The sequence below is a fragment of the Sulfurospirillum diekertiae genome (assembly GCF_002162315.1).
Lineage (GTDB): Bacteria > Campylobacterota > Campylobacteria > Campylobacterales > Sulfurospirillaceae > Sulfurospirillum.
In genome coordinates, this window is the sequence record NZ_CP021416.1 from 947,777 (window position 1) to 971,831 (window position 24,055).

General features: G+C 35.7%; 32 protein-coding genes. 24 read left to right on the forward strand and 8 right to left on the reverse strand.

The window, feature by feature from the left end:
• The 7 genes from Sdiek1_RS04800 to Sdiek1_RS04830 all read right to left on the reverse strand — a co-directional run bounded on the left by Sdiek1_RS04800 (nucleotide 1) and on the right by Sdiek1_RS04830 (nucleotide 8,484).
• Nucleotides 1-486 (reverse strand): c-type cytochrome, encoded by a 486-nt coding sequence (locus Sdiek1_RS04800; protein WP_087438142.1) that lies wholly within the window; start codon nucleotides 484-486, stop codon nucleotides 1-3.
• Nucleotides 483-1,073 (reverse strand): c-type cytochrome, encoded by a 591-nt coding sequence (locus tag Sdiek1_RS04805; protein WP_087438143.1) that lies wholly within the window; start codon nucleotides 1,071-1,073, stop codon nucleotides 483-485. Before Sdiek1_RS04805 ends, Sdiek1_RS04800 begins: the two co-directional genes overlap by 4 nt.
• Nucleotides 1,070-1,804 carry a 4Fe-4S dicluster domain-containing protein gene (locus tag Sdiek1_RS04810; RefSeq protein ID WP_087438144.1) on the reverse strand — a complete coding sequence of 245 codons (735 nt, stop codon included), beginning with the start codon at nucleotides 1,802-1,804 and terminating at the stop codon, nucleotides 1,070-1,072. The genes Sdiek1_RS04805 and Sdiek1_RS04810 overlap by 4 nt, the downstream gene beginning before the upstream one ends.
• An 11-nt stretch (nucleotides 1,805-1,815) precedes the next feature.
• Nucleotides 1,816-3,114, reverse strand: coding sequence for a nitrous oxide reductase family maturation protein NosD (locus Sdiek1_RS04815; RefSeq protein WP_369688486.1), 1,299 nt, complete (start codon nucleotides 3,112-3,114; stop codon nucleotides 1,816-1,818).
• A gap of 5 nt (nucleotides 3,115-3,119) precedes the next feature.
• The gene (locus Sdiek1_RS04820) at nucleotides 3,120-3,902 is read right to left on the reverse strand and encodes a cytochrome C (protein WP_087438145.1); all 783 of its coding nucleotides are present in this window, start codon (nucleotides 3,900-3,902) and stop codon (nucleotides 3,120-3,122) included.
• A gap of 137 nt (nucleotides 3,903-4,039) precedes the next feature.
• Nucleotides 4,040-6,643: a Sec-dependent nitrous-oxide reductase gene (gene nosZ / locus Sdiek1_RS04825; RefSeq protein ID WP_087438146.1), complete on the reverse strand. Its 2,604-nt coding sequence runs from the start codon at nucleotides 6,641-6,643 to the stop codon at nucleotides 4,040-4,042.
• 194 nt (nucleotides 6,644-6,837) lie between these two features.
• Nucleotides 6,838-8,484 carry a PAS domain S-box protein gene (locus tag Sdiek1_RS04830; RefSeq protein ID WP_087438147.1) on the reverse strand — a complete coding sequence of 549 codons (1,647 nt, stop codon included), beginning with the start codon at nucleotides 8,482-8,484 and terminating at the stop codon, nucleotides 6,838-6,840.
• A gap of 113 nt (nucleotides 8,485-8,597) precedes the next feature.
• On the opposite strand from Sdiek1_RS04830, the gene Sdiek1_RS04835 reads away from it, so the two are divergent.
• The 24 genes from Sdiek1_RS04835 to Sdiek1_RS04945 all read left to right on the forward strand — a co-directional run bounded on the left by Sdiek1_RS04835 (nucleotide 8,598) and on the right by Sdiek1_RS04945 (nucleotide 22,981).
• Nucleotides 8,598-9,287, forward strand: a complete 690-nt coding sequence (locus tag Sdiek1_RS04835) for a response regulator transcription factor (protein WP_087438148.1) — start codon at nucleotides 8,598-8,600, stop codon at nucleotides 9,285-9,287.
• A 106-nt stretch (nucleotides 9,288-9,393) separates the two neighbouring features.
• Nucleotides 9,394-9,690: a c-type cytochrome gene (locus Sdiek1_RS04840; protein WP_087438149.1), complete on the forward strand. Its 297-nt coding sequence runs from the start codon at nucleotides 9,394-9,396 to the stop codon at nucleotides 9,688-9,690.
• A 109-nt stretch (nucleotides 9,691-9,799) separates the two neighbouring features.
• The gene (petA, locus tag Sdiek1_RS04845) at nucleotides 9,800-10,306 is read left to right on the forward strand and encodes a ubiquinol-cytochrome c reductase iron-sulfur subunit (RefSeq protein WP_087438150.1); all 507 of its coding nucleotides are present in this window, start codon (nucleotides 9,800-9,802) and stop codon (nucleotides 10,304-10,306) included.
• Between the two features lie 11 nt (nucleotides 10,307-10,317).
• Entirely contained in the window at nucleotides 10,318-11,583 is a 1,266-nt protein-coding gene (locus tag Sdiek1_RS04850) for a cytochrome b (RefSeq protein WP_087438151.1), read from the forward strand.
• Complete coding sequence (locus tag Sdiek1_RS04855; protein ID WP_087438152.1) at nucleotides 11,580-12,449, forward strand: c-type cytochrome; 870 nt, start codon at nucleotides 11,580-11,582, stop codon at nucleotides 12,447-12,449. Before Sdiek1_RS04850 ends, Sdiek1_RS04855 begins: the two co-directional genes overlap by 4 nt.
• 76 nt (nucleotides 12,450-12,525) lie before the next feature.
• On the forward strand, nucleotides 12,526-12,978 hold the full coding sequence (locus Sdiek1_RS04860; protein WP_087438153.1) for a cyclic nucleotide-binding domain-containing protein: 453 nt from the start codon (nucleotides 12,526-12,528) through the stop codon (nucleotides 12,976-12,978).
• Between the two features lie 159 nt (nucleotides 12,979-13,137).
• A complete protein-coding gene (locus Sdiek1_RS04865) occupies nucleotides 13,138-13,347 on the forward strand; it encodes a hypothetical protein (RefSeq protein ID WP_087438154.1) in 210 nt (69 codons plus the stop codon).
• Nucleotides 13,348-13,439: 92 nt separating this feature from the next.
• Complete coding sequence (locus tag Sdiek1_RS04870) at nucleotides 13,440-14,645, forward strand: EAL domain-containing protein (protein WP_087438155.1); 1,206 nt, start codon at nucleotides 13,440-13,442, stop codon at nucleotides 14,643-14,645.
• Nucleotides 14,646-14,668: 23 nt separating this feature from the next.
• Nucleotides 14,669-14,914 (forward strand): hypothetical protein, encoded by a 246-nt coding sequence (locus tag Sdiek1_RS04875; protein WP_087438156.1) that lies wholly within the window; start codon nucleotides 14,669-14,671, stop codon nucleotides 14,912-14,914.
• Nucleotides 14,915-14,998: 84 nt separating this feature from the next.
• The gene (locus Sdiek1_RS15415) at nucleotides 14,999-16,270 is read left to right on the forward strand and encodes a methyl-accepting chemotaxis protein (RefSeq protein ID WP_087438157.1); all 1,272 of its coding nucleotides are present in this window, start codon (nucleotides 14,999-15,001) and stop codon (nucleotides 16,268-16,270) included.
• A gap of 253 nt (nucleotides 16,271-16,523) precedes the next feature.
• Nucleotides 16,524-17,486, forward strand: a complete 963-nt coding sequence (locus Sdiek1_RS04885) for a hypothetical protein (protein WP_087438158.1) — start codon at nucleotides 16,524-16,526, stop codon at nucleotides 17,484-17,486.
• Nucleotides 17,483-18,241 carry a hypothetical protein gene (locus Sdiek1_RS04890; protein WP_087438159.1) on the forward strand — a complete coding sequence of 253 codons (759 nt, stop codon included), beginning with the start codon at nucleotides 17,483-17,485 and terminating at the stop codon, nucleotides 18,239-18,241. Before Sdiek1_RS04885 ends, Sdiek1_RS04890 begins: the two co-directional genes overlap by 4 nt.
• An 11-nt stretch (nucleotides 18,242-18,252) precedes the next feature.
• Nucleotides 18,253-18,438 (forward strand): hypothetical protein, encoded by a 186-nt coding sequence (locus tag Sdiek1_RS04895; protein ID WP_087438160.1) that lies wholly within the window; start codon nucleotides 18,253-18,255, stop codon nucleotides 18,436-18,438.
• A gap of 801 nt (nucleotides 18,439-19,239) precedes the next feature.
• Complete coding sequence (locus Sdiek1_RS04900) at nucleotides 19,240-19,485, forward strand: hypothetical protein (RefSeq protein ID WP_087438161.1); 246 nt, start codon at nucleotides 19,240-19,242, stop codon at nucleotides 19,483-19,485.
• Nucleotides 19,482-19,664: a hypothetical protein gene (locus Sdiek1_RS04905; protein WP_087438162.1), complete on the forward strand. Its 183-nt coding sequence runs from the start codon at nucleotides 19,482-19,484 to the stop codon at nucleotides 19,662-19,664. Before Sdiek1_RS04900 ends, Sdiek1_RS04905 begins: the two co-directional genes overlap by 4 nt.
• A 9-nt stretch (nucleotides 19,665-19,673) precedes the next feature.
• Complete coding sequence (locus Sdiek1_RS14830) at nucleotides 19,674-19,850, forward strand: hypothetical protein (protein ID WP_161491989.1); 177 nt, start codon at nucleotides 19,674-19,676, stop codon at nucleotides 19,848-19,850.
• Between the two features lie 9 nt (nucleotides 19,851-19,859).
• Nucleotides 19,860-20,150, forward strand: a complete 291-nt coding sequence (locus tag Sdiek1_RS04910; protein ID WP_087438163.1) for a hypothetical protein — start codon at nucleotides 19,860-19,862, stop codon at nucleotides 20,148-20,150.
• Nucleotides 20,147-20,332, forward strand: a complete 186-nt coding sequence (locus Sdiek1_RS04915) for a ribbon-helix-helix protein, CopG family (RefSeq protein WP_087438164.1) — start codon at nucleotides 20,147-20,149, stop codon at nucleotides 20,330-20,332. Before Sdiek1_RS04910 ends, Sdiek1_RS04915 begins: the two co-directional genes overlap by 4 nt.
• Nucleotides 20,320-20,757 carry a hypothetical protein gene (locus Sdiek1_RS04920; RefSeq protein WP_087438165.1) on the forward strand — a complete coding sequence of 146 codons (438 nt, stop codon included), beginning with the start codon at nucleotides 20,320-20,322 and terminating at the stop codon, nucleotides 20,755-20,757. Before Sdiek1_RS04915 ends, Sdiek1_RS04920 begins: the two co-directional genes overlap by 13 nt.
• Before the next feature lie 56 nt (nucleotides 20,758-20,813).
• Entirely contained in the window at nucleotides 20,814-21,077 is a 264-nt protein-coding gene (locus Sdiek1_RS04925; protein WP_087438166.1) for a hypothetical protein, read from the forward strand.
• A gap of 285 nt (nucleotides 21,078-21,362) precedes the next feature.
• A complete protein-coding gene (locus Sdiek1_RS04930; protein WP_087438167.1) occupies nucleotides 21,363-21,923 on the forward strand; it encodes a ParA family protein in 561 nt (186 codons plus the stop codon).
• Between the two features lie 4 nt (nucleotides 21,924-21,927).
• On the forward strand, nucleotides 21,928-22,185 hold the full coding sequence (locus Sdiek1_RS04935) for a hypothetical protein (RefSeq protein WP_087438168.1): 258 nt from the start codon (nucleotides 21,928-21,930) through the stop codon (nucleotides 22,183-22,185).
• 141 nt (nucleotides 22,186-22,326) lie between these two features.
• Entirely contained in the window at nucleotides 22,327-22,617 is a 291-nt protein-coding gene (locus tag Sdiek1_RS04940) for a nucleotidyltransferase family protein (RefSeq protein ID WP_087438169.1), read from the forward strand.
• Entirely contained in the window at nucleotides 22,610-22,981 is a 372-nt protein-coding gene (locus Sdiek1_RS04945) for a HepT-like ribonuclease domain-containing protein (protein WP_087438170.1), read from the forward strand. Before Sdiek1_RS04940 ends, Sdiek1_RS04945 begins: the two co-directional genes overlap by 8 nt.
• A gap of 372 nt (nucleotides 22,982-23,353) precedes the next feature.
• Here the strand turns inward: Sdiek1_RS04945 and Sdiek1_RS04950 are convergent, their stop codons facing one another.
• On the reverse strand, nucleotides 23,354-24,052 hold the full coding sequence (locus tag Sdiek1_RS04950; RefSeq protein WP_087438171.1) for a 4Fe-4S dicluster domain-containing protein: 699 nt from the start codon (nucleotides 24,050-24,052) through the stop codon (nucleotides 23,354-23,356).
• Between the last annotated feature and the right edge of the window lie 3 nt (nucleotides 24,053-24,055).

The following is a 24,055-nucleotide window of genomic DNA, read 5'->3' on the forward strand; positions in this document are numbered from 1 at the left end:
TTATTTCAGCGCTTCTGCTCTATTTTTAAAGTCGCCAATTTCTTGTGAAAGTTCTTTAAAATCTTCTTCATTTAGATTCATAATGGCGCTCATCATAATAGGATTATTCCGTTTGCCACTTTTGAATTCAAGTAATTTAGTATAAAGTTGCTCCGCGCTTTGCCCAAAAAGAGGAAGACCAACAATACCCTCCCCACCAGCGCCATGGCAAGAAGCACATTTCTTTTTATAATTATCGCTGACTTTAAATGAAACAGCATTACCAGCTTTATCTTTAAGCGCTTTGATTTTTTCTGCTTCTATATCTCTATCACTTTTTTCGCTAATCGCTTGAGTCTTTTGTTGAGATACTGTATTTTGAGTCTTTGATACATTCTCAATAATTTTAGCTGCCTGTCCGCCTTGGAATGCAGTACCTTGGCTTATTGTATAACCCATAGCTCCAAAAATCACAAGAGTGATTACTCCTACAATAATATTTTTCATTTTTGTCTCTCTTTTAATTTTTTAACTTCTTGATTAAAGGTATAAATTTCATCCGCTAATGCTTTGATCTCTTTATCATCCATTTGCTCAACTAATTCTTTCATTAAAACGTTCTTTTTTTCTCCCGTTTTATACTGAGAAATCGTTTTAAAAATATAGGCACTATCTTTACTGAGAAGCGATGGGCCAATGATGCCATTGGCATAATGGTTATGGCATGCAGAGCATTTAACAATAAAATTTTTACTGAGTTGATTAATAAGAAGGTTTATTTCGACATGTTCATAAGGACTTCGTACTTTAAGTGCTGCACCAAGGGGTGTGTAATTTTTTTCTTCTTCATCAGGTTGCTTATGTGCCTTTACCTCTTGATGATAATCGTAATAGAAGTTTTTGCTCTCATTGCTATCATCTTTTTTGACTTGAACTTTTTCTTCTTTGAAGTTATCGTTATCAAGAACTTCAATTTTTCCTGTTTGTTGTGATACATTTTTTTCAACTGCTTGAGTGCTTTTGTCTTCTTTTTTATCAGAGCAGGCAGTGAATACAAGTAAAATAAATAAACAAAGAATGGAATATTTTTTCATCTTTGATCCTTCTTGTAGAATGTTTCATAAGTCTCTCGTGGTTTAATGACAATTGAAGGAGATGAGGCTGGGCAAAGCTCCTCACATACACCACATCCAACACAATTATGGTTGATTTGTGGTTTTTTAATGCCTTCTTCTGTGACAATCATCTCAATAGCGCTCAAAGGGTTAGGAAATGGACACATATCTGCACAAATAGTGCAGTTTTTGCCTTCATAGGTTGAGAGTTTTTTGAGAACATCCTCTTCTAAATTACGAGTATGAGGATGGCTATAAATTCGTTCTATTTGATTTTTAGGTACGATTGTTCTTGTTATGGCTAAACATGTTTCTGGAAATGCAAAAACGGCTATTCCCATTTGAACATCTTCTGGTTTTTCCGCATGATGATCGAGTGCCCCTGTTGGACACGCTAAAACACATGGAAGCGCTCCACAGAGATAACAACCTCTCTCTCGTGCTTCAATATAAGGCGTACCCATACCATATCCTCTTGTAAAATCTGATAATTTGATAGAATGATAGGGACAGACTTGTAAACATTGTCCGCACTTAATACAAAGCGATAAAAACCTGTCTTCTTCCACTGCTCCAGGAGGTCTTAAATGCGTTTCTCTCGCCTTAAGATACGGTGCTCCTGCAACTCCTGCACCAAGCACTAACCCTAAAATACCCAGTGTAGAATATTGGATAAATTCTCTTCTTTCTTGTTTTACATGTAATGCCATCTTGTCTCCAATTAATGTGTAAACTTAGGTGTTTTGTCTTCCAATAAGAAAATTGGTTCTGAAAAGGGAGCCAATTTTGACAAAAAATTTAATAATGTCATAACGGGTGAACCGTAAAAGAATTTGACAGAGGGATTGTATGCCCATAGCTTATCAGCATACTGATAAACACGATAAGGGTTATCCCCATAACCATCCATATTTGTATCAAAACCTTCATAATTGTCCCAATAGTTTTTTGTAAATTCATTTTTAAAATTATCGCTACTGCGTGAGTCATTAACAACATCTTCAATGTTGCCTTTGACGACATTATTCTCAAAGATTCCATTTTCACATAGAGAATGAAAATGCAACGCTTCGGAGTTAAATAAAAATTGATTATTTCGAATCCAAAGGTGTGAATCTGGTTCAAAGGGAGAACGATCAATATACATGCCTTGTGCATTGTAGACAATCGTGTTGTTTTCAATTGTGAAGTTAGAAGAGTCCTTGAGCCCAATACCAATACCCGTAGCACCAAGTGCATTGGTAATGACGTTTCCTGTTGCAATCGTATCATTAGAATACATGAAAAAAATACCGACAGAATTGTACTGGAAGACATTATTGTGAACAAAATTTTTGCCTGCATACATAAAATGGAGTGAATATCTTCCATGCTCCGCTAAATTTTCCTCAATCGTATTGCCATGAGAATACCAAACGACCATATCACGGGATCGATAGAGATGGTTTTTCTGAATCATATTGTCGTTGCTATACCATAATCGTATTCCGTCGCCTCGAAGCCCAAGCTCATAATTTTTAGAAGTAATATAATTGTTCTTAATGAGTGAATTATTGACAATTTCCATATTAATACCCAAAAGGGAGTCTAAGATTTTGCACTGACTTACTTCATTTTGAACCAGTGCCCCCGTTGTTGTATCCCCTGTCATATTAATGGCAGCATCCAGTACGTCAGAGCGTTCACCACTATTTTGAATGGTTAAATTTTTGAGAGTCACATAAGAGCTTTTGACTGTTATAACACTCCCTACACCCATTCCATCGATAATAACGCCTTCTTCGGCTCCAATAATGCTAATAGGCTTGGTGATAACAATATTCCCTTCATAGATACCCGCTTTAAGCTTGATGATAGAGCCTTCTTTGGCATTATCAATGGCATCTTGAATAGAGCTTCTATGTGTTTCTTTCATAGGTCCTGTATAGGCTACAACTTCTTCCCTCGTTTCGTATATAAAATCACTCTTCGCGTAGAGTAATGAGAATGTTAAAATACTGAGAAAAAGAAGTTGTTTCATAATAATTATTTACCACTCTCTTTGTTTGCCTTGTTTCTTGACAAAAGGGCCAGTAACGAAAATATACCAATGAGGGCTAGACAATAGAACCCAATAGCTGGATAAGAATGCGTTGTAAATTGTGCAACTTTACCGTCGCCAAAAACAGTGGGCATAAAAGGTTTAATTTTAAAGGCACCCCAATCATGAAGATTATGTCCAAACCAATAGAGCCAATAGGAATAATCTGCTATAAATAACAGTGGTAAAGAAGTTGGAATAAGCATAAGATAATTACACAGTTTATGATTATAGGCAATAAAATAAACCACAATTAGACTCAAAAATAATAATGCGTAGATACCAATTTCACGCTCAAGTATGCCACCCCTCCACATAGGGTCCATACCAATGTAGTGGTTGATCGTATTCATTTCATGCACTTCACCACTAAATCCATCAAAGTGAAAAAAGACAGGTATACCTTCAGGAAACGCTTCTTTTGGATAGTTTGGGGCTTCAAGAGAACATGACCAAATAGGAAATGAAGCTACGCCGATTTCTGAAGAACTCCCAATCATTTTTTCCAAATTATTATGGGCTTCTTTGGGGGTAGAAGTACTTTTATACCTACCTTGATTGTAGATTCCCCAAACCATCTTTTGGAAAGATGAAATGTCTTCTTTTTTCCCACTATCAATTTTGTTCAGTACCCCATGAAAACTGATCATGGGGAATGTAAATGATAGCGTCATAATCACCAATGCGATACCCGCAAATATTTTTGATTTTAGTAAACTTTGATTCATCTTTTCTCCTTAATATCCTTAGCTAAAAACTAAAGCTAAATCTTTAGATAAAAATAGTGTATCTTGAATTCATGTTTTTAACATTGACACATGTCAACCCACAAAGATGTAATCTTTGTGGGTTGTAGATACAAAACCTAGAATAAATTAGCGTTACTGTCAATCCATTTTAGATATTCAATAATACTTTTTATTTCAGGATCTTTCATATTTTGGTTTGGCATCCTTAAGTTAAAGTAGTCAATCATCGCTTTGACATAAGGGTCTTCAAACTTGTCTTTTGGGCTCTTGATAAAATCAGCCACCCATTTCTCGCCATTTTCATGGCGGCCTAATACACCGGTAAGATCAGGACCTGAACTTACTTTTCCAATAACGTGACAACCAGAACAGCCACCTTCATTGAATGCAACTTCGCCTTTTGCAGCTTCAGGGGATTGTTTTGTTGCAACAAACTTAACCAGTAAGTCTTTCGCACGAATTCCAACGTCCGCTGTTTTTACCATGTATTGCCAGATCATATTTTCAAATAAGACTGCTTTTTCAAAATCGCCTTCTTTGATAGCAGCATCTGAGAGTTTTTTCTGCTCAGGAATTTTGCCGTATTGATCAAGCGCATCAGTTACAAGGTTTTTGACAACATCATGTTTTTCATAATGGTTATCTTTGAGAAATTTCACAACACTCTGGATAACATCATCCGTTGCTTTATTGACTGCAACTGTTTTGTCGTATTCAGCTTTGAGTTGTTCTTTACTCATGGTTGCCATTTTGAGTTTTTGTGCACTTTCATACTTTTTATTAGGGTCTTTAACCATTAAATAACCCATCATTTCTAGGTGAAGTGCAGAACAGAATTCTGTACAGTAATAAGGGAATACGCCTTCTAAATCAGCTTTGAACTTCACAGTTGCGACTTTACCTGGCTCTACTGATGCGTGAACATTATAGTTATCCACTGTAAAACCATGCGTTTCATCTTCTGCTCGTTCAAGGTTTGTCATATAGATTGTGACGTTATCACCTTTATTGACCGTAATATGTTCTGGGTTGATATGAGAACGTACAAGTGTCGCATAGACCTTAACATCATTACCTTTGCGTTCTATCCTCTCTTGTCCAGCGAGTGTTTTTCCCTCACTGATTTGCTCTGTTCTAGAGTTCGTACCCATTTCGTAACGTACTTTTGGATTGAGCTTATCCGCACGAATACCTACGGCATCATGTGGCTCTCCAAGAGGAATAGGCATATCGACAAGAAGGTCCATTTTATTGCCATGAATATCAATTAACTGATGATTCTGAGGATGGAGTGGTCCTACATTATTAAAGCGATCAATGGATAATTTATTGAGTGCAATAATATACTCACCTTGAGGGTCAGCTGTATTACTTTCCATACCCGCTAAGTGTCCAATATTGTAGTGAACATTGACACGATCTAGCACTTTTAATGTTTTAAAATTCCATTTTACAACTTGGCTATCGACATACAATGAGGTATAAATCTCCCCATCAACAGGTGAATATTGGTTGTGCAATGGTCCTAGGCCCAACTCTACTTGCCCATGTAAAGCTTTTTTCATATCAAGAATAGGAATACCATAAGGGTCGGTACCCGCATAATCTTTATTTTTGATCAATGCTTGAATCTTTGAGAAGCTATAGACTGAGGCATGTGTATCGAGCTTGCCACATACAACAATATATTCACCTGTTGGATCCACATCAACACCATGTGGAGATTTAGGTTCAGGAATCAAGAAAAGAGCGTCATTTTTGACAGCAATATCCATTGGGACGACTCTATGTCCATTGATAACTTTAACGTTTTTTGGATCTTTTGCAACTTCTGCAAGTTTTTTCCAATTGTATACATGAAGGTAATCTGTATCATTTCGGCTCATACCTGCTTCATTAGGTGGCATGCCTACTTCAATTCCGCCTGTATACATTTCTGAGTTAAATGAATTGGTAAAGCCCCAACCATGGCTTACTTTTTTACCAGCATCACTTAAATCTTGCATATATGGAGGAAGCTCGATAGTATAGGAATCTTTCTCTTGAATTCTTCCTATTTTAGGATCAAATTTCCACATGGTTACACCACCACGATAACTCTCTTTATAGTCTTCTATCGGGTGATAATTATTGTCAAATGGCGCTGCATATTGCGCTGCTTCTATGATCCATTCTGAGTCTTGAGTAAAGAATGACCCGCCATGTTCAGATTTAAAGACCGGGTTAACAACAATTTGTTTTGTCTCAAAGTCACTCAAATCAATAACCGCAATTCTTGGATTTGCTTTATCATTGATGATAAGCCATTTTCCATCGACTTTGGCGTCTGTTTCAGAAAGAGAAGGGTGGTGTGTATCACCCCAAGTCATATCTTTACCTCTGATTTTACCTTGATCAAGAACTTTCTTGCTTTCTTCATCAAAACCATATCCTTGCCAAGGTTCTGGTGTAAATACAGCAATATATTTTAGTATCCTCATGGAAGGAACACCATAAACTAATACCTGTCCAGATTGCCCACCTGAACTAAAAATGAGGTATTTATCATGTACACCCGTTGGATTATAAGTCTTTGCGGCACGAACAACATCCGCTTCGCTCAGACCTCTATCTTTCATAACTTTATCTAAAGTACCATCTCCACCAGCAGCAATGGAGACTGTTGTTAGTAGGGTACTCGAGAGTACAAGCGATGAAAGAAGTTTGAAACCTCTTTCCATATTTCCTCCTTTAAAAATATAAGATGATGTTAAATAGATGTTCTAAAGAGCGATGTGGCCAGTATCTTCTTTATTCTTTTTATTTAACATTAATTTAACACTTTAAGTTGACTATGGAATTCTATAATAGAGTTAGTTTCTTTTCAGTCGCTAGAATTTTATGTGTTAAAAATATGGCATAACAGGCATATTTTTTATAGGTTATTGGAGTAAAAAGGCAGTAAAATACTAAATTGTGCACCATCATTGGTGTTTTTAGCGTTTATTATTCCATGAAATTGATTTTCTATAATTAATTTTGACATATAAAGACCAATTCCAGTAGATAACTTATTTTTATTACTATGAAAAGGTTTGAAAATATCATCAATTAAAGGAGTTTGAATGCCTCCCGCATTATCTGTAATGGTTAGGATAACAAATTTGTCTGAATTCTCGAGTGAAATTTGAATAAAAGGATGTTTGATTTCGGAAATTTTAATAACATCAATGGTGTTTTGTATAATCGATAAGATAACTTGAGAAAGGCTATTGGAATTGCCAAAAATATTCATTGTTGAGTCAATTTGCTGAATAAGTTTAATTTGATAAAGTTTTAATGAAGATTCAAGAAGTACAAGAGTCTGTTTAATGGAGATGATAGGATTAAAAATAGTGTTATCAACGTGTTTATAAAAATTTTCAAAATTTGTAATGGTTTCTGACATAAATTGAATAATTTCTTCATTTTTAGCAGTTTCTTCCATCAACTCAGGGTCAGTGATTTTTTTTCTGATGTACATACAATTAAAACTGAGTTGAGCAAGTGGTTGTCTCCACTGATGCGCTATAATAGCAATCATCTCACCGAGTGCTGCAAATTTAGCCTGTTGCATCATAATTTTATCTTTGAGAATTTCTTTAGAAATATCTTGCATACTGATGATGAGCATACTCTTTTCTTCACCACTAATACCAAATGAAATTCTAATAGGGAAGACATGCCCTGTTTTATTGACGGCTTTAATTTCTCGTACTTCTTCTTTATTTTCAATCTCGAGGATTTTTTTAAAATTTAAAACACCTTCTTGGTCGACAGGAAGAGATTCTTTTGAAATTATTTTTTGAAAAAATTGTTCACCAATGATTTCTTGTTTGGTATAACCAAAGATTTTTTCTGCCATATGATTATAGGTTTGCACATTGAGCCTTGAATCCAGTGTGACAATAGCATTTGTATTAGACTCAATAATAGTATTAGCATAATCATGCTGTCTAATAAGCTCTTTCGTCACTTCAATGATTTTTTTCGAGGCAGGTCTAAAAATAAAGATTGCTTCAAAAAAAAGTGTTACAAGCGTAAAAATAAAAATAAAAAATTCGACATTTTTTAATTTTATGGTATTTGACTCCGTTGTAGCAACATAGATTGCGGTTGCTAAGTCTAAATTTTCCAACAGCTTTTGAGAGTTTTGTAAGATATATGTTAAGCTTCTTCCATCACGATTTTCTTCAAAACGCTTTGCATGATATAAATAAGTTCTGATATTTTTATCTAATAAAAACGGTTCTTCAAAATAGATTTTTTTTAATTCATTTGACATAGGAAAAGAAAGGAGTAAATTATGAGAGTCTTCCATAAGTGCAATATTTGTTCGTAAATTTTCTGTTTTATAATAAATGGCGTATAAAGCAATTTGTTGAGAAAGCATACCTTGTTTACTACTAAGATTAATCGTTTTTCCATCGTTTGATTGACTACTAATAAGATGATTCAGATTATAATAAGCCAAAATGGAGAGTAACGCTATAAGTGAGAGTGCAGTAATATATCGTTTCGTAAAGCTGATAGTTTCGACCATTGAAAATTTCCTTATGAGACCAATATGACGAGGTACGCTTGGGAATTATAGCTTTCTTTTAGATAAAAAAGTGTTACAATTGCCAGAAGCAAGATTAAAAATGGAGGGGATTTTTGTTAGATAAATATGAATTTGTTTTAAAAAATAGTTCGTTATTACTTGCTGAAGATGAAAAAAATCTTAGGGATAGTTTTGCAAAAGTTTTATTATTGTATGTTGACAAAGTCTATATAGCGTCTGATGGAGAAGAAGCCTTAGCACTTTACAATCAGCATCATCCTGATATTGTTATTACGGATGTTAAAATGCCTAAATTAAATGGACTTGAGTTAATCAAGCTCATTAGGAAAGACAATCATACTATACCTATTATTGTTACAAGTGCCTATACCGATAAAGATTTTTTATTAGAATCTATCAAACTTTTATTGGTCGATTATGTTGTTAAGCCGATTAAAGAAGGAGATTTAACAAGACTCTTAGAAAGCAGTGCAAGTATTTTACTTGAAAAATCAAAAACTATTGTCAAAATTAACGATACAAATTTTTATGACTATACGAATAAAACTTTTTTACAAGACAACATCTCCATTACATTAACACAAAAGGAAGTAGAATTTATTGAAATCTTATTGGCACATAAAGGCAATTTAGTGACACGGCAAATCCTCGAAGATAAGCTTTATATTTATGAAGAAGCCCCTCCTTCTGCGCTTAAAAACCTTGTTTTTAAATTACGCAAAAAAATAACCAATGATGTCATTAAAACAATCGGTAATCTAGGGTATGCGATTAAAGATTAAAAGATTGTTTTTTCATTAAGCGACTAAAAAGAAACTCGCACTGTTATAAAATGTCACTCTATTATTAGATATACATTAAAATATTAAGCAATGGAGGGACTTAAGAATGAAAAAGGTAGCGTGTATGCTCATATCCGTAGCTGCAGTATCTCTGATGGCTGCAGATGGAGAAGCTATATACAAAAGTAAATGCTTTTCATGTCATGGTGACAAGGCTTCAAAAGCTGCATTAAACAAATCGCAAATTATTGCGGGGTGGGATGTCTCAAAAATTGTAGGTTCAGTCAATGGCTATAAAAATGGCGAAGGCGGTCCTATGAAAAATGTTATGAAACCTATCGCGACAGCATTAAGTGATGATGATTTGAAAGCAGTTGCAACAGCAATAGCTTCTTATAAATAGTGATATTAATAAGGATTATAGCGATAGAAATATCGCAACAATCCTTCTGCGTGTTACATGAACTTGTATATAACTCTCAATTTTGAATACTACACGAAAGGAACAAAGAATGGCTGTTGAGCAAAGCAGAAGAGACTTTATAGGCATGGCATTCGGCGGTTTTGCAGCAGCAGGTGGCATCATAGCCCTTGGTGCTATGAAAAAGACTTGGGATCCACTTCCAAGCGTACAATCTGCTGGATTCATCACCGTTGATCTCTCTCCGATGAAAGAGGGCGAAGTCCAAACGATCCAATGGAGGGGCAAACCGATTTTCATTTTGAAAAAAAGTGCGGATATGCCCAAAAATGAGAAACGTGACATCACGACAGGTGGCAGTACCTATGCCGTGATGATAGGACTTTGTACCCACTTAGGATGTATCCCAACATGGATGCCGGCAACGAAACAATTTAAGTGCGCCTGTCATGGTGGAGAGTTTGATGCAAGTGGTATCAATACGTTTGGACCACCGCCAAGACCAATGGACATTCCTCCTTTTAAAATAGACGGAGCAAAACTTGTTCTTGGTGAAGAAGGACCAGAGTATAAAAAACTTGTTCCTAAGAAAGCGTAAAGGAGACAAACGTGGCAGAAATTAGAAAAGCGACAGGCTTTATCGATTGGCTCGATCAGCGATTAGCAGTGAATAAGTTCATCAAAGTCATGATGACAGAGTATTGGATTCCTAAAAACATCAACTTCCTTTGGGCAATGGGTGTTGTGTTGATGGTTCTTTTTATGGTTCTGATTGTTTCGGGAATCTTCCTTTTAATGTACTACAAACCCGACATTAAACTCGCATTTGATAGTGTTAACTATACGATTATGCAAGAGGTAGAGTACGGCTGGTTATGGCGTCATATGCACGGTGTTGCAGCGTCTGCTATTTTCCTTGTCATTTACATTCACATGTTTACGGGTATCTATTACGGTTCGTATAAAAAAGGCCGTGAGGTTATTTGGCTTACGGGTATGGCACTTTTTGGTATGTTCTCAGCTGAAGCGTTCAGTGGATACATGCTTCCATGGGGACAAATGAGCTACTGGGCAGCCCAAGTTATTACCAACCTTTTTGGCGGTATTCCTGTCATTGGTGATGCTTTGGTTATTTGGATCAGAGGGGACTTCTTAGTTGCAGATGCAACCTTAACACGTTTTTTCATGTTACATGTACTCCTCCTTCCATTGGTTATTCTTTTACTTATTGCCGTTCACTTCTACTCTTTAAGAATGCCTCACGTCAATAACCAAGATTCTGAAGAGTTCGATTTTGATGTTGAATCTAAAAAATACCTTGATGGTAAAAAAGTTGAATCTAAAGTGGTACCTTTCTGGCCAGTGTTCCTCTCCAAAGATTTCTTTGTTGTAGGGGTTGCCCTTACCATTTTCTTCTATCTTGTCTGTTTCCATTTTGACTTTGCCATGGATCCTATTAACTTTGAGCCAGCTAACAATATGAAAACACCTCCGCACATCTACCCTGAGTGGTACTTCTTGTGGAGTTATGAAGTGCTTCGTGGTTTCTTCTTTGATATTGCAGGTGTTCCTGCGATGAAAATTGGTTTAGCAGCGTTTGGTTTTGCGAACGTAATCTTTATGCTTCTTCCATTCCTTGATAGAAATCCTATGCATACTGCACCAGCGCATAAACGTCCTGCGTTTTTCATCTGGTTCTGGTTACTCTTGATTGACATGATCGTTCTTACCGTTTATGGCAAACTACCACCAACAGGAAACAATGCATGGGTTGGCTTTGGTGCAACTATTGTCTTTCTTGCCTTGTTTATTCTGCTTCCAATTATCACGAAAATGGAAGCGAACTGTAAATGTAATAATGGAGGTTGCAAATGAGAGAGTTAAAAATATTAGCCGTTGTAATCTTCTTTACAGCCGTTGTGTATTGGGGCGTAGAACCTTTTGCTCATTCCCAAATGCACCCTCATGTTGCTCCTGCAGATTTTGCGTTTAAAGATCTCGGTGCCTCTGATAAAAAAGGTGATGCCACCAAAGGTGCTGAAACCTTTTTAAGTGCTGGATGTACGGGGTGTCATGGTATTGCTTCTCAAGGAATGCCAGCTCCCATGGATAATGCAAGTGCTTCTGCAACGTTTGGTGTTGTTCCTCCAGATCTTAGCACAGCAGGTGCTTTATACGATAAAAACTTCCTTGTGGCACTGATTAAAAACCCAACGAAGGCACTTAACGTTGAACATAAGTTTAATGAGACACGTCCTCATCCAATGATCCAATTCTTTGGTTTGGGTGGAGACTTAGATCAAGAAGTCGCAGATATTGTTGCGTATCTTCAAAGTATTGCGCCTGTCGCTCCAATGGATGATAAAAAAGTCTTTGCTGATGCATGCCAACGATGCCATGATATGAAGTATGACAAAATCATGAGTACTACGGATAAAGATGCTTTAAAAGCGTATATGGGAACCATTCCTCCTGATCTTTCAATGATGATTCGCTCTAAAGGTGCTGAGTATCTTACAACATTCATTAACAACCCACAAAAACAACTAGCAGGTACGTCTATGCCTCGCGTTGGGTTGAGTGAAAAAGCTCAAAACCAAGTGATCACGTATATGGAAAAAGTGGGCGACAGCAAAAAAGCTGAAAGAGACGATCTTGGGTATAAACTCATTGGTTATATGGCGCTCTTTACACTACTCGCTTATCTTTGGAAAGTCAAAATCTGGAGAGAAGTTCACTAGAACTTTTAGTACATCTAACGCCACCTTTCCGGGTATCTATTAAGGTGGCGTTTTTACTTGTTTAAGGAATGCTTTCATGTCTACTAAAGCTAGTCCATACTTTTTAAATCTTAAAAGCGTATTCTGCGATAATATGAATCAATATGCCTTTATAAAACACTATACCACGAATGAAGTGCTTTATCAACAAGGTGATGTGCCCTTTAACCTTTATATCTTTATTTCTGGACAGTTGAAAATATTGAACAAAACACAACAAATGATGCACTGTTCTGTTGGTGAATTTATAGGGGCACATGCTAATTTTGCCAATATTTGTTATCCTGAAACTGTCAAATTTCTTTCAGCTGGGCAAATTTTAGTCATTCAATTTGATTATTTTAAAGAAAGAATAGTGCACTATCCAATACTTTTTGGAAAGATTATTGAAGGATTACTTCAAAAACAAAAAATTATAACCAATATCTCTGATCAACAATTTTCACATGTCTTAATTAATTCATACCCTGCTAAGAGTGGTCATCTTTGATGCTCTTATCCCTTCGTGAAAATTCTTCGTATAAGTGATTTTATGATCAAAAGTAGCGCAGAAAGAGATATGTATTTTTGAAGATTATAAGGTGATTTGTAAACTTGATATTACAAAATATATGAAGGTAATATGAAACCTTACTAAAGGGAGTGAATAATGGCTAGTTGCATACAACCCTCCAAGCCAAGGAAGAAAAGAGCAAGTGTTTTTGATGTCTATAAAGACCAAATCATTGAAATGTTAAGTTATAAAAGTAGTGTGCCTTTTATTGCAAAAGAAATTAATAGAGAAGGTAAAGTGAATGTGAGTTCTGCTGGACTCATGGCTTATATTAAGCGAGAAAATTTGATGCCAACTGGAATATAAAAAAAGATATATGGTTAAGTGATAGTCTTGTTTTATGATCCATTTATGCCTATATAGTCTAACTTAAAAACATTATTACAAAGAGGAAAGCTATGTATAATTTTCAATTGTTATTGCATAATTATGCTTTTAATGAGAATGACGTACGTATTCTAAAAGAGCTTTCTCCTTTAGCTCGTACTAACGTTGATGATTTTTTGATCCTCTTTTATAAACGTATTTTTACATTTGAGCATGCTTCTCATTTCTTATCGAATGACACCATTATCCAACGTCATCGTAGAAAAATTAGAGCATGGTTTTTGAGGTTGTTTAATGGCATTTACGATGAAGCTTACTTTGAGATGCTCCATCGAATCAGTCAAACACATGTACGTATTGCCTTACCAAACCATTATGTCAATGCAGCGTTGCATGTTGTACGCTCTTTTTTACGAGAAATGCTCATTTCGCATCAGCGTATTGATGCCTTAAAAAGTGTGGACAAATTGATTGATATGCATATTGATGCACTGAGTGGAATTTATAATGCTACCGAACAAACAGATATTCTCAAAACGATTAAAACTATCCATCAATCCCTTCATAAAGAGGGCAAAGGGGTTATTCCCTATGTTCAGCCAATTTTTAATACCCGTACTTTACAGTTAGATAAGTATGAATGTTTGATGCGAATTAAAGATGTGAACGAAATCATCTTGCCGTTTAAATTTATTGAAATAGCTCAGAAAACAGGTCTTTATTGCGACCTTAGTCGATTGATGATGAGTAAAGTATTGGACTTTTTTTCAGAGCGGGAAGAAGCATTTAATATTAACCTCAGTTTTGAAGATGTTAATGAATATATGACGAAAGATTTTTTAGAAAAGCGATTAAGTACATTTACTAGACCAAGCCGCATTACCTTTGAAATTTTAGAATCTCAATCCTTTGATAATACAAAAGCACTTGAAGAATTTATTGTGATGGTGAGATCGTATGGGTGTCAGATCGCAATTGATGATTTTGGAACAGGATTTTCCAATTTCGATCATATTTTATCTTTATCTCCCAATAGTTTAAAAATAGATGGTTCATTGATTAAAGATATTGACCATAATACGATGCACTATGATATTGTTGAAAACATTCACCACTTAGCGCATAAATTGGGCATTGCGACAGTCGCTGAATATGTCCATTCCAAAGCTGTTTTACAGAAAGTTCAAGCCATTGGTATAGATTACGCGCAAGGGTTTTATTTGGGGATACCACAAGAAATAGGAACCATTACATGTAAAACTTCTAATAGTAATTGAAAATTGATATGAAAGGTTATTGAATGTTAAAAACACTAAAATCAAAAACACTTTTTACATTGTTTATCTCCATTGGAGGAACATTTATTCTTTTGTTTTTTTTTATATCAAATGATTATGAAAAGCTTGCAAAAAGCCAGTTTAAGGCATCTTCAACGATGCTATCATCTTCTATCTTCCAAACAATTAAAGGAAGTATGAGCTCTGGAGATCCACAATTGATCGCTAGCACAATTCAAGAGGCTTCCACTATAGCTGGTGTGACGTAGCTTAAAGTCTATAAGAGTCCATCGGTTAAAGAGCTTTTTGCAAGCCCAAAGGATGAGCCGATTCCTCCAAAATTAGAGCCTCTTTTGGAACAACAAACAGAGATTTTTGAAGAATTTAACGAGAAAAATCAAGAGTATATTCGTATTGCACTGCCTTTAAAAGCGGAAATATCTTGTTTACGTTGCCATGTAAATGTCAAAGAAGGTGATGTATTGGGTGTGAGTGAGTTGATTATCTCAACACAAACATCCAAGGAAAATATTACCTATGCCAAAATGCGTATAGTTTTTTTTATGGCTTTAGCCGTAGCGCTTATTTTAGTAATCTTTTTACTATTTTTTAAAAAAGAGATTTTTGGTGTTATTGAAAAGCTTCGCATAATGGTTTATAACGTAGCCAAAGGTGATCGTGATTTGACAAGGCGCCTTGAAATAAAGCAGTATGATGAACTTGGCACGGTCTCCTCTCTTATTAATGAGTTCTTATCCAAAATCCAAGAGACACTACATGCTGTTAAAAAAAGCTCTTCTTTGAATTTAGAATCTGCAGAAGAACTCACCCAAATTGCTACATCACTTGTTGGAAAGATTGCCTCACAAATAGAAGCAATTGCGCATGTACATAGCTCTATTATGGCAATACGTACGGAAACCAGTGAGTCTTATGCTCTCTCGAAAACCAGCTCTTTGACCCTCCAAGAGGCGAGGGTGTCTTTAAATAAGTTATTTTTAGAGCTTGAGACCTCTGTTGGAAACATTCAAAAGGATAGTCAACATGAAAGAGAACTAGCCCTCAAAACCTCAAACCTTACCGCACATGCGAAACAGATCAAAATTGTTTTAGAAGCGATTGAAGATATTGCATCGCAAACAAATCTCTTATCTTTAAATGCCGCCATCGAAGCGGCTCGTGCAGGAGAGCATGGACATGGCTTTGCTGTGGTTGCGGATGAAGTGCGAAAGTTGGCTGAAAAAACTCAGACAAGCCTTGAAGAGATTAGCTCTGTGGTGCATGCAATAACTTCAGGAATTTTAGAGATTAGTAGTGAAATTCAAAAAAGTTCTGAAAATGCAATTACGATTTCATCCAATTCCCAAGCGTTGATTACTGAAGCTCGCAAGTCCGATGAAAAGCTCTCTTTTGCAGTTCAGAATGCAGAAAAAACTATGCATAAGAGTAGCCAAGCGATGCATCATATAGAAAGTTTGGTAGAAATAGCCCATACAATGGTAGATGTTGCTGAAGAGACCAAAGAAACTTCACTGATGTTTCAGTCTATTTCTCGTGAACAAGCTCAAAAAAGTGACCATCTAAAAATGACGCTCCAATCTTTTCGTACACAAAATGGTCACTAATATTATTGATTATATAATTTGCCCAATAGGTTTCAAGTATCAGATGAAGTGCAGAATCATGGAAAGATTTTTAAGTTGGAGATCGTATTTTAGTCTTGAATTGAATTGAATAGTGTCTAAAACTGCACTTCATTTGACAGTCAAAGTGTGATGATAAGATAAAAATTACTATGGATTAACCTTTTATATACATTAAATCAACACAATTTACATTTTATTGTAAATTAAATATTTTTTATGTTAATATAAGATTATGAAAACAAAAGAACAACTATTCAACTATATTAGAAACCATACACAATGGCATATTGAAGACAAAGAATTGCATATAGCAATACCTCTGTATATTAAGTCAGCCTATGAACTTTACAATACAAGTATTGATGGTTTTGGTGTTCTCTTCGCAAAAGTCAAAGAGAACAGTTTTGATGTACGAATGCATTATAATGCGGTAAAAAAACTAGAAACACTGTGTCCGTGCCGTGTGGTTTTAGTATTTGAAAAACTCAAGCCAACGGTACAAAAAAGCCTTATGTCAAAACAAGTACCTTTTATTGTTGTAGATAGTCAAATTTTTATGCCATTTGCATTTACGCAAGTTCAGACACCTTCTGTTTCACCCGCAAAGCAGTATCAAAAACTATCCCCCAATGCAGATCTTATTTTGATTGGCTATTTAGATGAACAGATTCAAAATGGCATGATGATCAAAGAGGTCGCTTGTTTGATTCAAACAGAGCTTAGAGCCACATCCATTGGATTAGATATCCTAGCGTCTTTGGGTTATCTTCATATTGAAAAAGAAGGTGTGAGTAAGAAGGTGTATTTTATATCACGCGCTGAAGTGTATGAAAAACTTGAAAAAGAAGCGGTATCTCCATTGAAGTATGTGGTATACAGCAAAGTGCTACCACATTTAGAAATTTTCTTTAGTGGATACTCTGCACTAGCACATTATTCATCTTTGATGGACGACTCTTTGAAGACGATTGCAGTTGCTCCTTTACCTAATAAGTCTACTCAATTAGACGAGATAGCGTGTGATAGGGATGATGCACAGTATATGATAGAAGTTTGGGATAGAAATCCAGCAATTTTTTCCAAAAATCAAGCGATACACCCGTTATATTTACTAAGATATTTTAGACACAATGAAGATGAACGCACCCAAGAAGCACTCAAAAATATCAAAGCCATATACAAAGGAAATTTATGAAGCAAACCGATTATGCAGGCTTAAGTCATTTAAGAGATTATCTCCAAGACTTTGAAGATGATTATGTTGTCATTGGAGGATTCGCTACTTTAATGCTTTTAGATCGTGAGCTCGAAGGGCATGGTAAAGCAACATTTGACATTGATTTAGTACTCCTGACCTCTAAAAATATTCATATCACGCAAAAGATCAAAGAATACATCAAAGAAGGTTTATACGAAATTCAAAAAGGTGCGCGAGACCAGTACATCTATTATCGTTTTATCAAGCCAAAAATTGAAGGATTTGCAAAGGAGATAGAGCTTTTTGCCTCTAATGAAAATGATTTAGAATTGGATGCAGATCAAAGAATAATTCCAATAGACCCAGAAGAAGGGCTGTATTCGCTTTCTGCCATCATGCTTGATCCTGAATATTTTGAGATGATAAAACAAAATGTTGAGAAAAGTACAATTGCTCCATGCACCAATACACAAGCAACGATTATGCTTAAGATGTCTGCATTTAGAGATTTAAAAGAGAGAGAAGATGATAAGTATAAAAAACATCGTCGTGATATCTTTAAACTTTCTCTATTGCTAACAGGTGAAGAAAAGATTTCACTGACAGGGAAGATGAAAGAAGATTTTAATGCGTTTATCGAACATGTAGAAACAAAAATCGATGCAAAAGCATTCAAATCTATCACAGATCCATTAATGATCGATAAAGTAGAGCTCTTAACAACACTGAAAAAAGTATATACAAACGACTAAAAAGGCATTAAATGAAACTCACCGATCATGTAAATCTTATATGCACACTTATCGAAGAAGCATTTGATAAACAATTGTTAAGTCTTGGCATTGGAGTGAATAAAGAACTAAAGCTAGATGAAATTTCTAAAGACTTACATGTTGTCAGACGAAGTAAAAAAATAGGCATATATTTTTTAAACTTCGTCCATCATTGAGAGAATGAACAAAATTAAATATCGCACAAGTTATTAATAATGGAAGCAAGATGGTCACCTAAAGTGTCACCAAAAATAAGCAAATTAGTGGGTATTGGCGTTATTTGTCAGTGCTAAAATCCCCATAAATACGATATTGTCAATTTTCGAGCTTTCCTCATAAGCCGGAGGTCGAGGGTTCGAGTCCCTCTCTTGACACCACTCCTAAAACTTCGAAAAATCCCTTAAAATAGAGCTTTATAGTATTTTATTTAACATCATTAATAGCGGTTTTCTTTTGCTCTATACTGTCATAATGACAAGTTTTTGACAAGATTTAGGCACAAAGTTAGACACATTGTGCCTAAATCTTTAAACTCTTATTACACTTCATTTATTTGTGTATATCTTTTTTCTTTCCACTTGTCTCATCCATAATTGCAATATAAAATGCAATAGTCTTTACAAGGGCAATTTTAGCGATAAGAAACAAGCCAAAAATCAAAAAACTCACCTTGAGTAATACCCAAATAGCGATAAGAGGTTTTTCTATGAAAAATCAATGTACTATATATAAACATAATAGTATAGGTTACTACGCAATTAGGGCAGAAAATGACATCGGGCTTTTTAAGTGGTATGTTTTTAAAATACATTCCTATTTCTACACTTAGTTTAATGAAGCTTTGACTGACAAAAAAGCCTTGCTCTTAGGTGAAGTGCAGAATTATGTAGAGGTATTTAAATTGAAGCTTGCATTCTAACTTTCAATTCAATTGTAAGGTGACTAAAACTGCACTTCGTTTGACAAATGGTGCTTCTTTGCAGCAAAGCACCCTAAAAGATGAATCGAATCATGCTCATTCATCCTTCTTTAATCCCTCCACCTGGATGAGCAGTGATTTTATGAGCTTACTTTTACTGCTTTTTCTTTTTGATATTGCATTCCGGTTGTTAGAAAAGGCTTTAGATGCTATTCGTCTAAGATTAAAAGCGAAGCGTCATCTTATAAACGATGAAGCAGTATTAAAAGAGCAAGCAGAAGAGGTAAGAAAGGATCACCAATGAATCAAACAAGTCACTATTCGCAGGCACTCATTGCGCTACTTGCCATGATACTGCTGTTAATGATTCCTCTGTACTTCTCCAACAAGAGCTTTACGCTTTCCATGCTCGTTAGAGTCTTTGGGTATGGCTTGGTCATGTTGATCTTTTTTGTGATGCTCTATGAAGCATTGATGCACTAAGGAGAAAAGATGAAGTATTCATATCCTTTATCATTACTCCTAGGAGCTTATCTGCTGTATCAGCCAGATAGTCAGAAAGAGCGTCTGCTCTTTCTTGTATTCCTGCTCCTCCTCAGTGCTGTTGGCTTTATGGTGGCGTATTGCGATGCGCCTGCTTTTAAGGCATGGCTTGATCGTGTTTTTTAAGGATAGCAGATGGATATTGTAGTCATACACACTAAGAGTCTTCGCATTATGCGACAGGAGTATCGTTTACCACTGCGAATGCTTTTTTTAAAGCATTACGTCTGTATGTTCAAAGGAATCGAGATGAAAGAGACAGATAAACACACGTTTTTTAAAAAGAATTCAAAATTAGATGAAAGCACCTTAAGTCCTAAAGCCAAAGCGCTTTTAGAGGAGCTCTCCGTTGAGCTTAAACTCCCCAAAGAGGTGGTTGCAGAACTTGCTCGTACTATGTACCGTCTTTACAAGGATAAAGTATGAAAAGACTCATAGTGACACTCAGCCTTGATGAAAAACGAGCAGTTACCCATCAAGCAAAAACCTTGGGTCTTAGCAGAAGCACCTTGATGCTAAAAGCCCTAACGCATTATCTCAAAAATCATGCTAGAACAAGAGCATTGCGTAAACAATCTATAAAAAGGAGAAAATCATGGAAATCGTAACATGGGAATCACTGTTCAAACTCACCTTAGCCACAGCTCTGGCTATTTGGGTCTATAGACTCAGTCAAGATACCAAAAGTGCCACAGAAAAAAGCTTTGAGGTGATGGAAGTGTGTGGGCAGAACTATCTTTGTGTGCATAAGGAAGAGAAGCAGTTAAGCACACGACTTCTTAGCTTACTGAATAAGGTCGAAGCAGGATCCTTGGGTGTGATGTTAAAAGAAAAGGAACCCATAATTGTTCTCTTTCCGGTAGAGGAGTTTTTAAGACTTAAGGCGATTGAAGAGCATTTAGAGGATAGGGAGATTGCAAGAATTATTGAGGAGCGTATTAAGAACAGAGATAAAGGAGATCCTCATCCTATGGTGGACTTTGAGAAGTTTAGGGAGAGGATCTATGGTGATGCAACAATCAAAGATATCTGAGGAAATATTTCTTTCCTTAGGTGTTATTTTAAAGATTCAATGAAAAAGGAGATGGTATGTTTGAAATACTCCCTTGCTTACCTATGGTTATTTCCATTATGGTGGCTTTTACACTCTATCTGTTTTTACTTAACCCTATCAATAGACGCTATGAAGCAGCGCTGAATCATCTGCTGGCAAAAGAGATTGCCAGGAAGCTTTATCAAGAGATGCATCCAGGTTTTAGTTATACAACGTATCATGAAGATGATGATAAACGCAAAGCTATTTTAAACAGTGCGGTTGAAGAGTTTAGGAAGTTGATGACAAAAGATGTTTGAAATTTACTGTTGATTAACAAAGAGTTTGATAACCATTTAATCTATTTGTCTATACTTTCATTACCAAGACAAAAACTTCCTTTTTGTGAATAATCTAACACTTTTTTATAACCAACGCTCGAATTGCCCGGTTCGAGCGTTTTTTTACTTTGAAAATCTCAATGAATACTTTATTTTACTCAGACTCTCACTCAATAGATATGGTATATAACCCAAAAATAGTTGATAAATAAATCATATTTAACTATAATATAACAGTTAAATAACGCTATTAAAAGGTTATATATGATTATTTCTGTTATCAATAAAAAAGGTGGTGTCGGTAAAACACCTATCTCATTTTCCCTAGCGAAAGATCTTGGTTATTACTTACAGTCTAATGATAATTCAGTGATTGAATCCATTTATCCTGATATGGCAAAAATATCATCAAGTCCAGAGATCATTGATAACTGCGTATATGATTTTGGAGGATTTGTTTCATCAGGTGTCCTTCCTATTCTAAAAGCAAGCTCCGCTATTTTAATTCCAACATCCAATGATTATAACTCAATCCTTCGTACTGTAGAAACCATTGAAGAGATTCAACCTTTAAATGAGAATCTTTTTATTCTTGTTACAAAGACAGAAAAAGAGAGTGATTTTGAGACAGTAAAAAATGCGATTAGTCAGCATTTTGATAATTTGGAGTTTTTTGAACTTCGACTTTCTAAAGCCTTTAAAAATACTATTGAAACAGGTCTTAGCTTAACAGAGCTTTATAACGAGACACCTCTTTCCAAATGTGCTTATAAAACAGTTTACCAACAATACAAATCTATTCTTGATCTCTTTAAAGGAGAATAGCATTATGGCAGAGAAAAAATCGATTGATTCAATTTTAGGAAAAGCAAAATCATCTGTCACATCAACTTTTGCAGAAAGTGAGCGTAAAAAAGGTGGACGACCTAAAAAGCCTGAGAGTGAACATGCCAAAGAAAATCGCTTCGCTACTTACTTTAGCCCAAGTGAACTAGCACTTGTAGAATCGGCTGCTAATAGCTATGGTATGACCGTTGGCAAGTTTATTAAAATGGCAGCACTTAGAATGGCAAAGATAGAAAAATAGTATTTTAGTAACGCTATTATACTGTTATAAAATTTTTATATATACTATAAATATTTTATAACTTTGAAGCAGTTTTCTAACAATTAAGTGACTAGCCCTGAATGTGTTATAATATAGCTAATCAATTTAAAGGAGGCAGGTATGAGTCGTGAAGATATTCTATCTTTTCTACAAACACATAAAGATGAACTTTATCAGAAATATTCTGTCACTAGAATTGGTTTGTTTGGTAGTTATGCAAAAGGCACAGCAACCAATGAGAGCGATGTGGATGTCATTGTTCAGCTTGATAAACCAAATCTTTTAACCCTCTCAGCGATTCGCCAAGAATTGCAAGAGAGCTTTAAAACACCTGTAGATGTCATTCGCCTTAGAGAGACAATGAACCCTTTTCTGAAACAGCAAATTACACAAGAAGCAATTTATGTCTAATATCTTAGTGTTAGAGACATTAAAACAAATTGCAAATGCAGCAGAGAGAATCTTACTACGCTTCTCGAAAGTTCCAAGTTTGGATTATTTTCTAAAAAATGATGAAGGACTTGAAAAACTAGATGCGTTTTGTATGCAGCTTATTGCCATTGGTGAGAGTTTAAAACATATTGATAAACTCACCAACAATTCACTTCTTAAAAATTATCCTGAGATTGATTGGAAGGCCGTCAAAGGGATGAGAGATATTATTACGCATCACTATTTTGATTTAGATGCAGAAGCAGTTTATGATGTTTGCCAAAATGATATCAAACCTCTTTTGGATGCCATTAATCGTATCCTCGAAGATGTAGAAAAATAGATTTATTTCAAGGCCAGCAGAAAATTATCTACTGACCACTTTTATCTGAACTGTGCTGAAGATGACATCAAATACCTCTCCGTTGTAGAGTTGAAAACTTTGTTCTCCCTCACAAGTTCTATTTTATCTTTTAAAAGTGCATCAATACCTTGCCCAGAACCTGGATTTTCAATACGCGAAAATGTATATCCATAAATTTTTTGAGAACTCTTTTGCAAATTTTAGCACAATAGTCTTCCCAAGCGTCGATGATGCTACATAAGAAAGTTATATACTATTTAATAAGAAAATTAGACGCATAAGTGTCTCGCCTATATTAAATAAAAAGGTTTACTAAAGAGTGGAGAAGACCCTCCAATGAGGGTCTTTGATTTAATTGTAGCTTCTGATGTAAAAGACTTTAGGTTTTGTGCCTTTTTCAGGGAGCAATACCGTTGGTTTATTTGCTTTCAATGTTGTTGCAATTTGACTTTTCTCATCATTGAGATCGCCAAATATACGTGCATCTGCTGGACAGGCTACGACACATGCAGGCGCAAGTCCTTGCGCGACTCTGTGGTTACAGAAGGTACACTTTTCAACCGCACCTTTACGCCTTACTGCTTCATAGCCACCAGCACCTCGTGCCGCATTAAAGTTAGGGAAGGGTGCTTTTGATTTATCGCTAAGCTCTTTTTTCGAGAACGTTCCACCTTTGACGATACTACTATCATCGGTTACATAATCCAAGAAAGCGTGCTCTTTATTGAAGAAGATAACACCATAAGGATCAGCCAACATACAGCTTTTACATCCGATGCAAAGGCTTGGATCATGCACCACAAATCCCTCTTCTGTTTTATGCATCGCCTGCGTTGGACAGACTCGCACACAGGGAGCATCTTCACAGTGGTTACAAAGAGTTGGCGTATGGGTATAAGTAACTTTTGGGAATACACCATACGTTTCGATTTTATGACTTGCCCAGTCAATACCATCTGGCGTATTGTTTTCACTTTTACATGCAAGATCACATGCACCGCATCCCACGCAACGATGTAGGTCAATAATCATTCCATATTTTTTTGCCATTGT

Bases quoted from the DNA above. Each gene is read 5' to 3' on its own strand.
- Sdiek1_RS04830 (WP_087438147.1), bottom strand. From the start codon at position 8,484: ATGGTCGAAACTATCAGCTTTACGAAACGATATATTACTGCACTCTCA.
- Sdiek1_RS04860 (WP_087438153.1), top strand. From the start codon at position 12,526: ATGTCTACTAAAGCTAGTCCATACTTTTTAAATCTTAAAAGCGTATTC.
- Sdiek1_RS04935 (WP_087438168.1), top strand. From the start codon at position 21,928: ATGGCAGAGAAAAAATCGATTGATTCAATTTTAGGAAAAGCAAAATCA.
- Sdiek1_RS04925 (WP_087438166.1), top strand. From the start codon at position 20,814: ATGTTTGAAATACTCCCTTGCTTACCTATGGTTATTTCCATTATGGTG.
- Sdiek1_RS04940 (WP_087438169.1), top strand. From the start codon at position 22,327: ATGAGTCGTGAAGATATTCTATCTTTTCTACAAACACATAAAGATGAA.
- Sdiek1_RS04890 (WP_087438159.1), top strand. From the start codon at position 17,483: ATGAAGCAAACCGATTATGCAGGCTTAAGTCATTTAAGAGATTATCTC.
- Sdiek1_RS04875 (WP_087438156.1), top strand. From the start codon at position 14,669: ATGTTAAAAACACTAAAATCAAAAACACTTTTTACATTGTTTATCTCC.
- Sdiek1_RS04805 (WP_087438143.1), bottom strand. From the start codon at position 1,073: ATGAAAAAATATTCCATTCTTTGTTTATTTATTTTACTTGTATTCACT.
- Sdiek1_RS04930 (WP_087438167.1), top strand. From the start codon at position 21,363: ATGATTATTTCTGTTATCAATAAAAAAGGTGGTGTCGGTAAAACACCT.
- Sdiek1_RS04820 (WP_087438145.1), bottom strand. From the start codon at position 3,902: ATGAATCAAAGTTTACTAAAATCAAAAATATTTGCGGGTATCGCATTG.
- Sdiek1_RS04840 (WP_087438149.1), top strand. From the start codon at position 9,394: ATGAAAAAGGTAGCGTGTATGCTCATATCCGTAGCTGCAGTATCTCTG.
- nosZ (WP_087438146.1), bottom strand. From the start codon at position 6,643: ATGGAAAGAGGTTTCAAACTTCTTTCATCGCTTGTACTCTCGAGTACC.
- Sdiek1_RS04950 (WP_087438171.1), bottom strand. From the start codon at position 24,052: ATGGCAAAAAAATATGGAATGATTATTGACCTACATCGTTGCGTGGGA.
- Sdiek1_RS04815 (WP_369688486.1), bottom strand. From the start codon at position 3,114: ATGAAACAACTTCTTTTTCTCAGTATTTTAACATTCTCATTACTCTAC.
- Sdiek1_RS04905 (WP_087438162.1), top strand. From the start codon at position 19,482: ATGAATCAAACAAGTCACTATTCGCAGGCACTCATTGCGCTACTTGCC.
- Sdiek1_RS04910 (WP_087438163.1), top strand. From the start codon at position 19,860: ATGGATATTGTAGTCATACACACTAAGAGTCTTCGCATTATGCGACAG.
- Sdiek1_RS04870 (WP_087438155.1), top strand. From the start codon at position 13,440: ATGTATAATTTTCAATTGTTATTGCATAATTATGCTTTTAATGAGAAT.
- Sdiek1_RS04885 (WP_087438158.1), top strand. From the start codon at position 16,524: ATGAAAACAAAAGAACAACTATTCAACTATATTAGAAACCATACACAA.
- Sdiek1_RS04855 (WP_087438152.1), top strand. From the start codon at position 11,580: ATGAGAGAGTTAAAAATATTAGCCGTTGTAATCTTCTTTACAGCCGTT.
- petA (WP_087438150.1), top strand. From the start codon at position 9,800: ATGGCTGTTGAGCAAAGCAGAAGAGACTTTATAGGCATGGCATTCGGC.
- Sdiek1_RS04810 (WP_087438144.1), bottom strand. From the start codon at position 1,804: ATGGCATTACATGTAAAACAAGAAAGAAGAGAATTTATCCAATATTCT.
- Sdiek1_RS04945 (WP_087438170.1), top strand. From the start codon at position 22,610: ATGTCTAATATCTTAGTGTTAGAGACATTAAAACAAATTGCAAATGCA.
- Sdiek1_RS04895 (WP_087438160.1), top strand. From the start codon at position 18,253: ATGAAACTCACCGATCATGTAAATCTTATATGCACACTTATCGAAGAA.
- Sdiek1_RS04865 (WP_087438154.1), top strand. From the start codon at position 13,138: ATGGCTAGTTGCATACAACCCTCCAAGCCAAGGAAGAAAAGAGCAAGT.
- Sdiek1_RS04915 (WP_087438164.1), top strand. From the start codon at position 20,147: ATGAAAAGACTCATAGTGACACTCAGCCTTGATGAAAAACGAGCAGTT.
- Sdiek1_RS04800 (WP_087438142.1), bottom strand. From the start codon at position 486: ATGAAAAATATTATTGTAGGAGTAATCACTCTTGTGATTTTTGGAGCT.
- Sdiek1_RS04920 (WP_087438165.1), top strand. From the start codon at position 20,320: ATGGAAATCGTAACATGGGAATCACTGTTCAAACTCACCTTAGCCACA.
- Sdiek1_RS14830 (WP_161491989.1), top strand. From the start codon at position 19,674: ATGAAGTATTCATATCCTTTATCATTACTCCTAGGAGCTTATCTGCTG.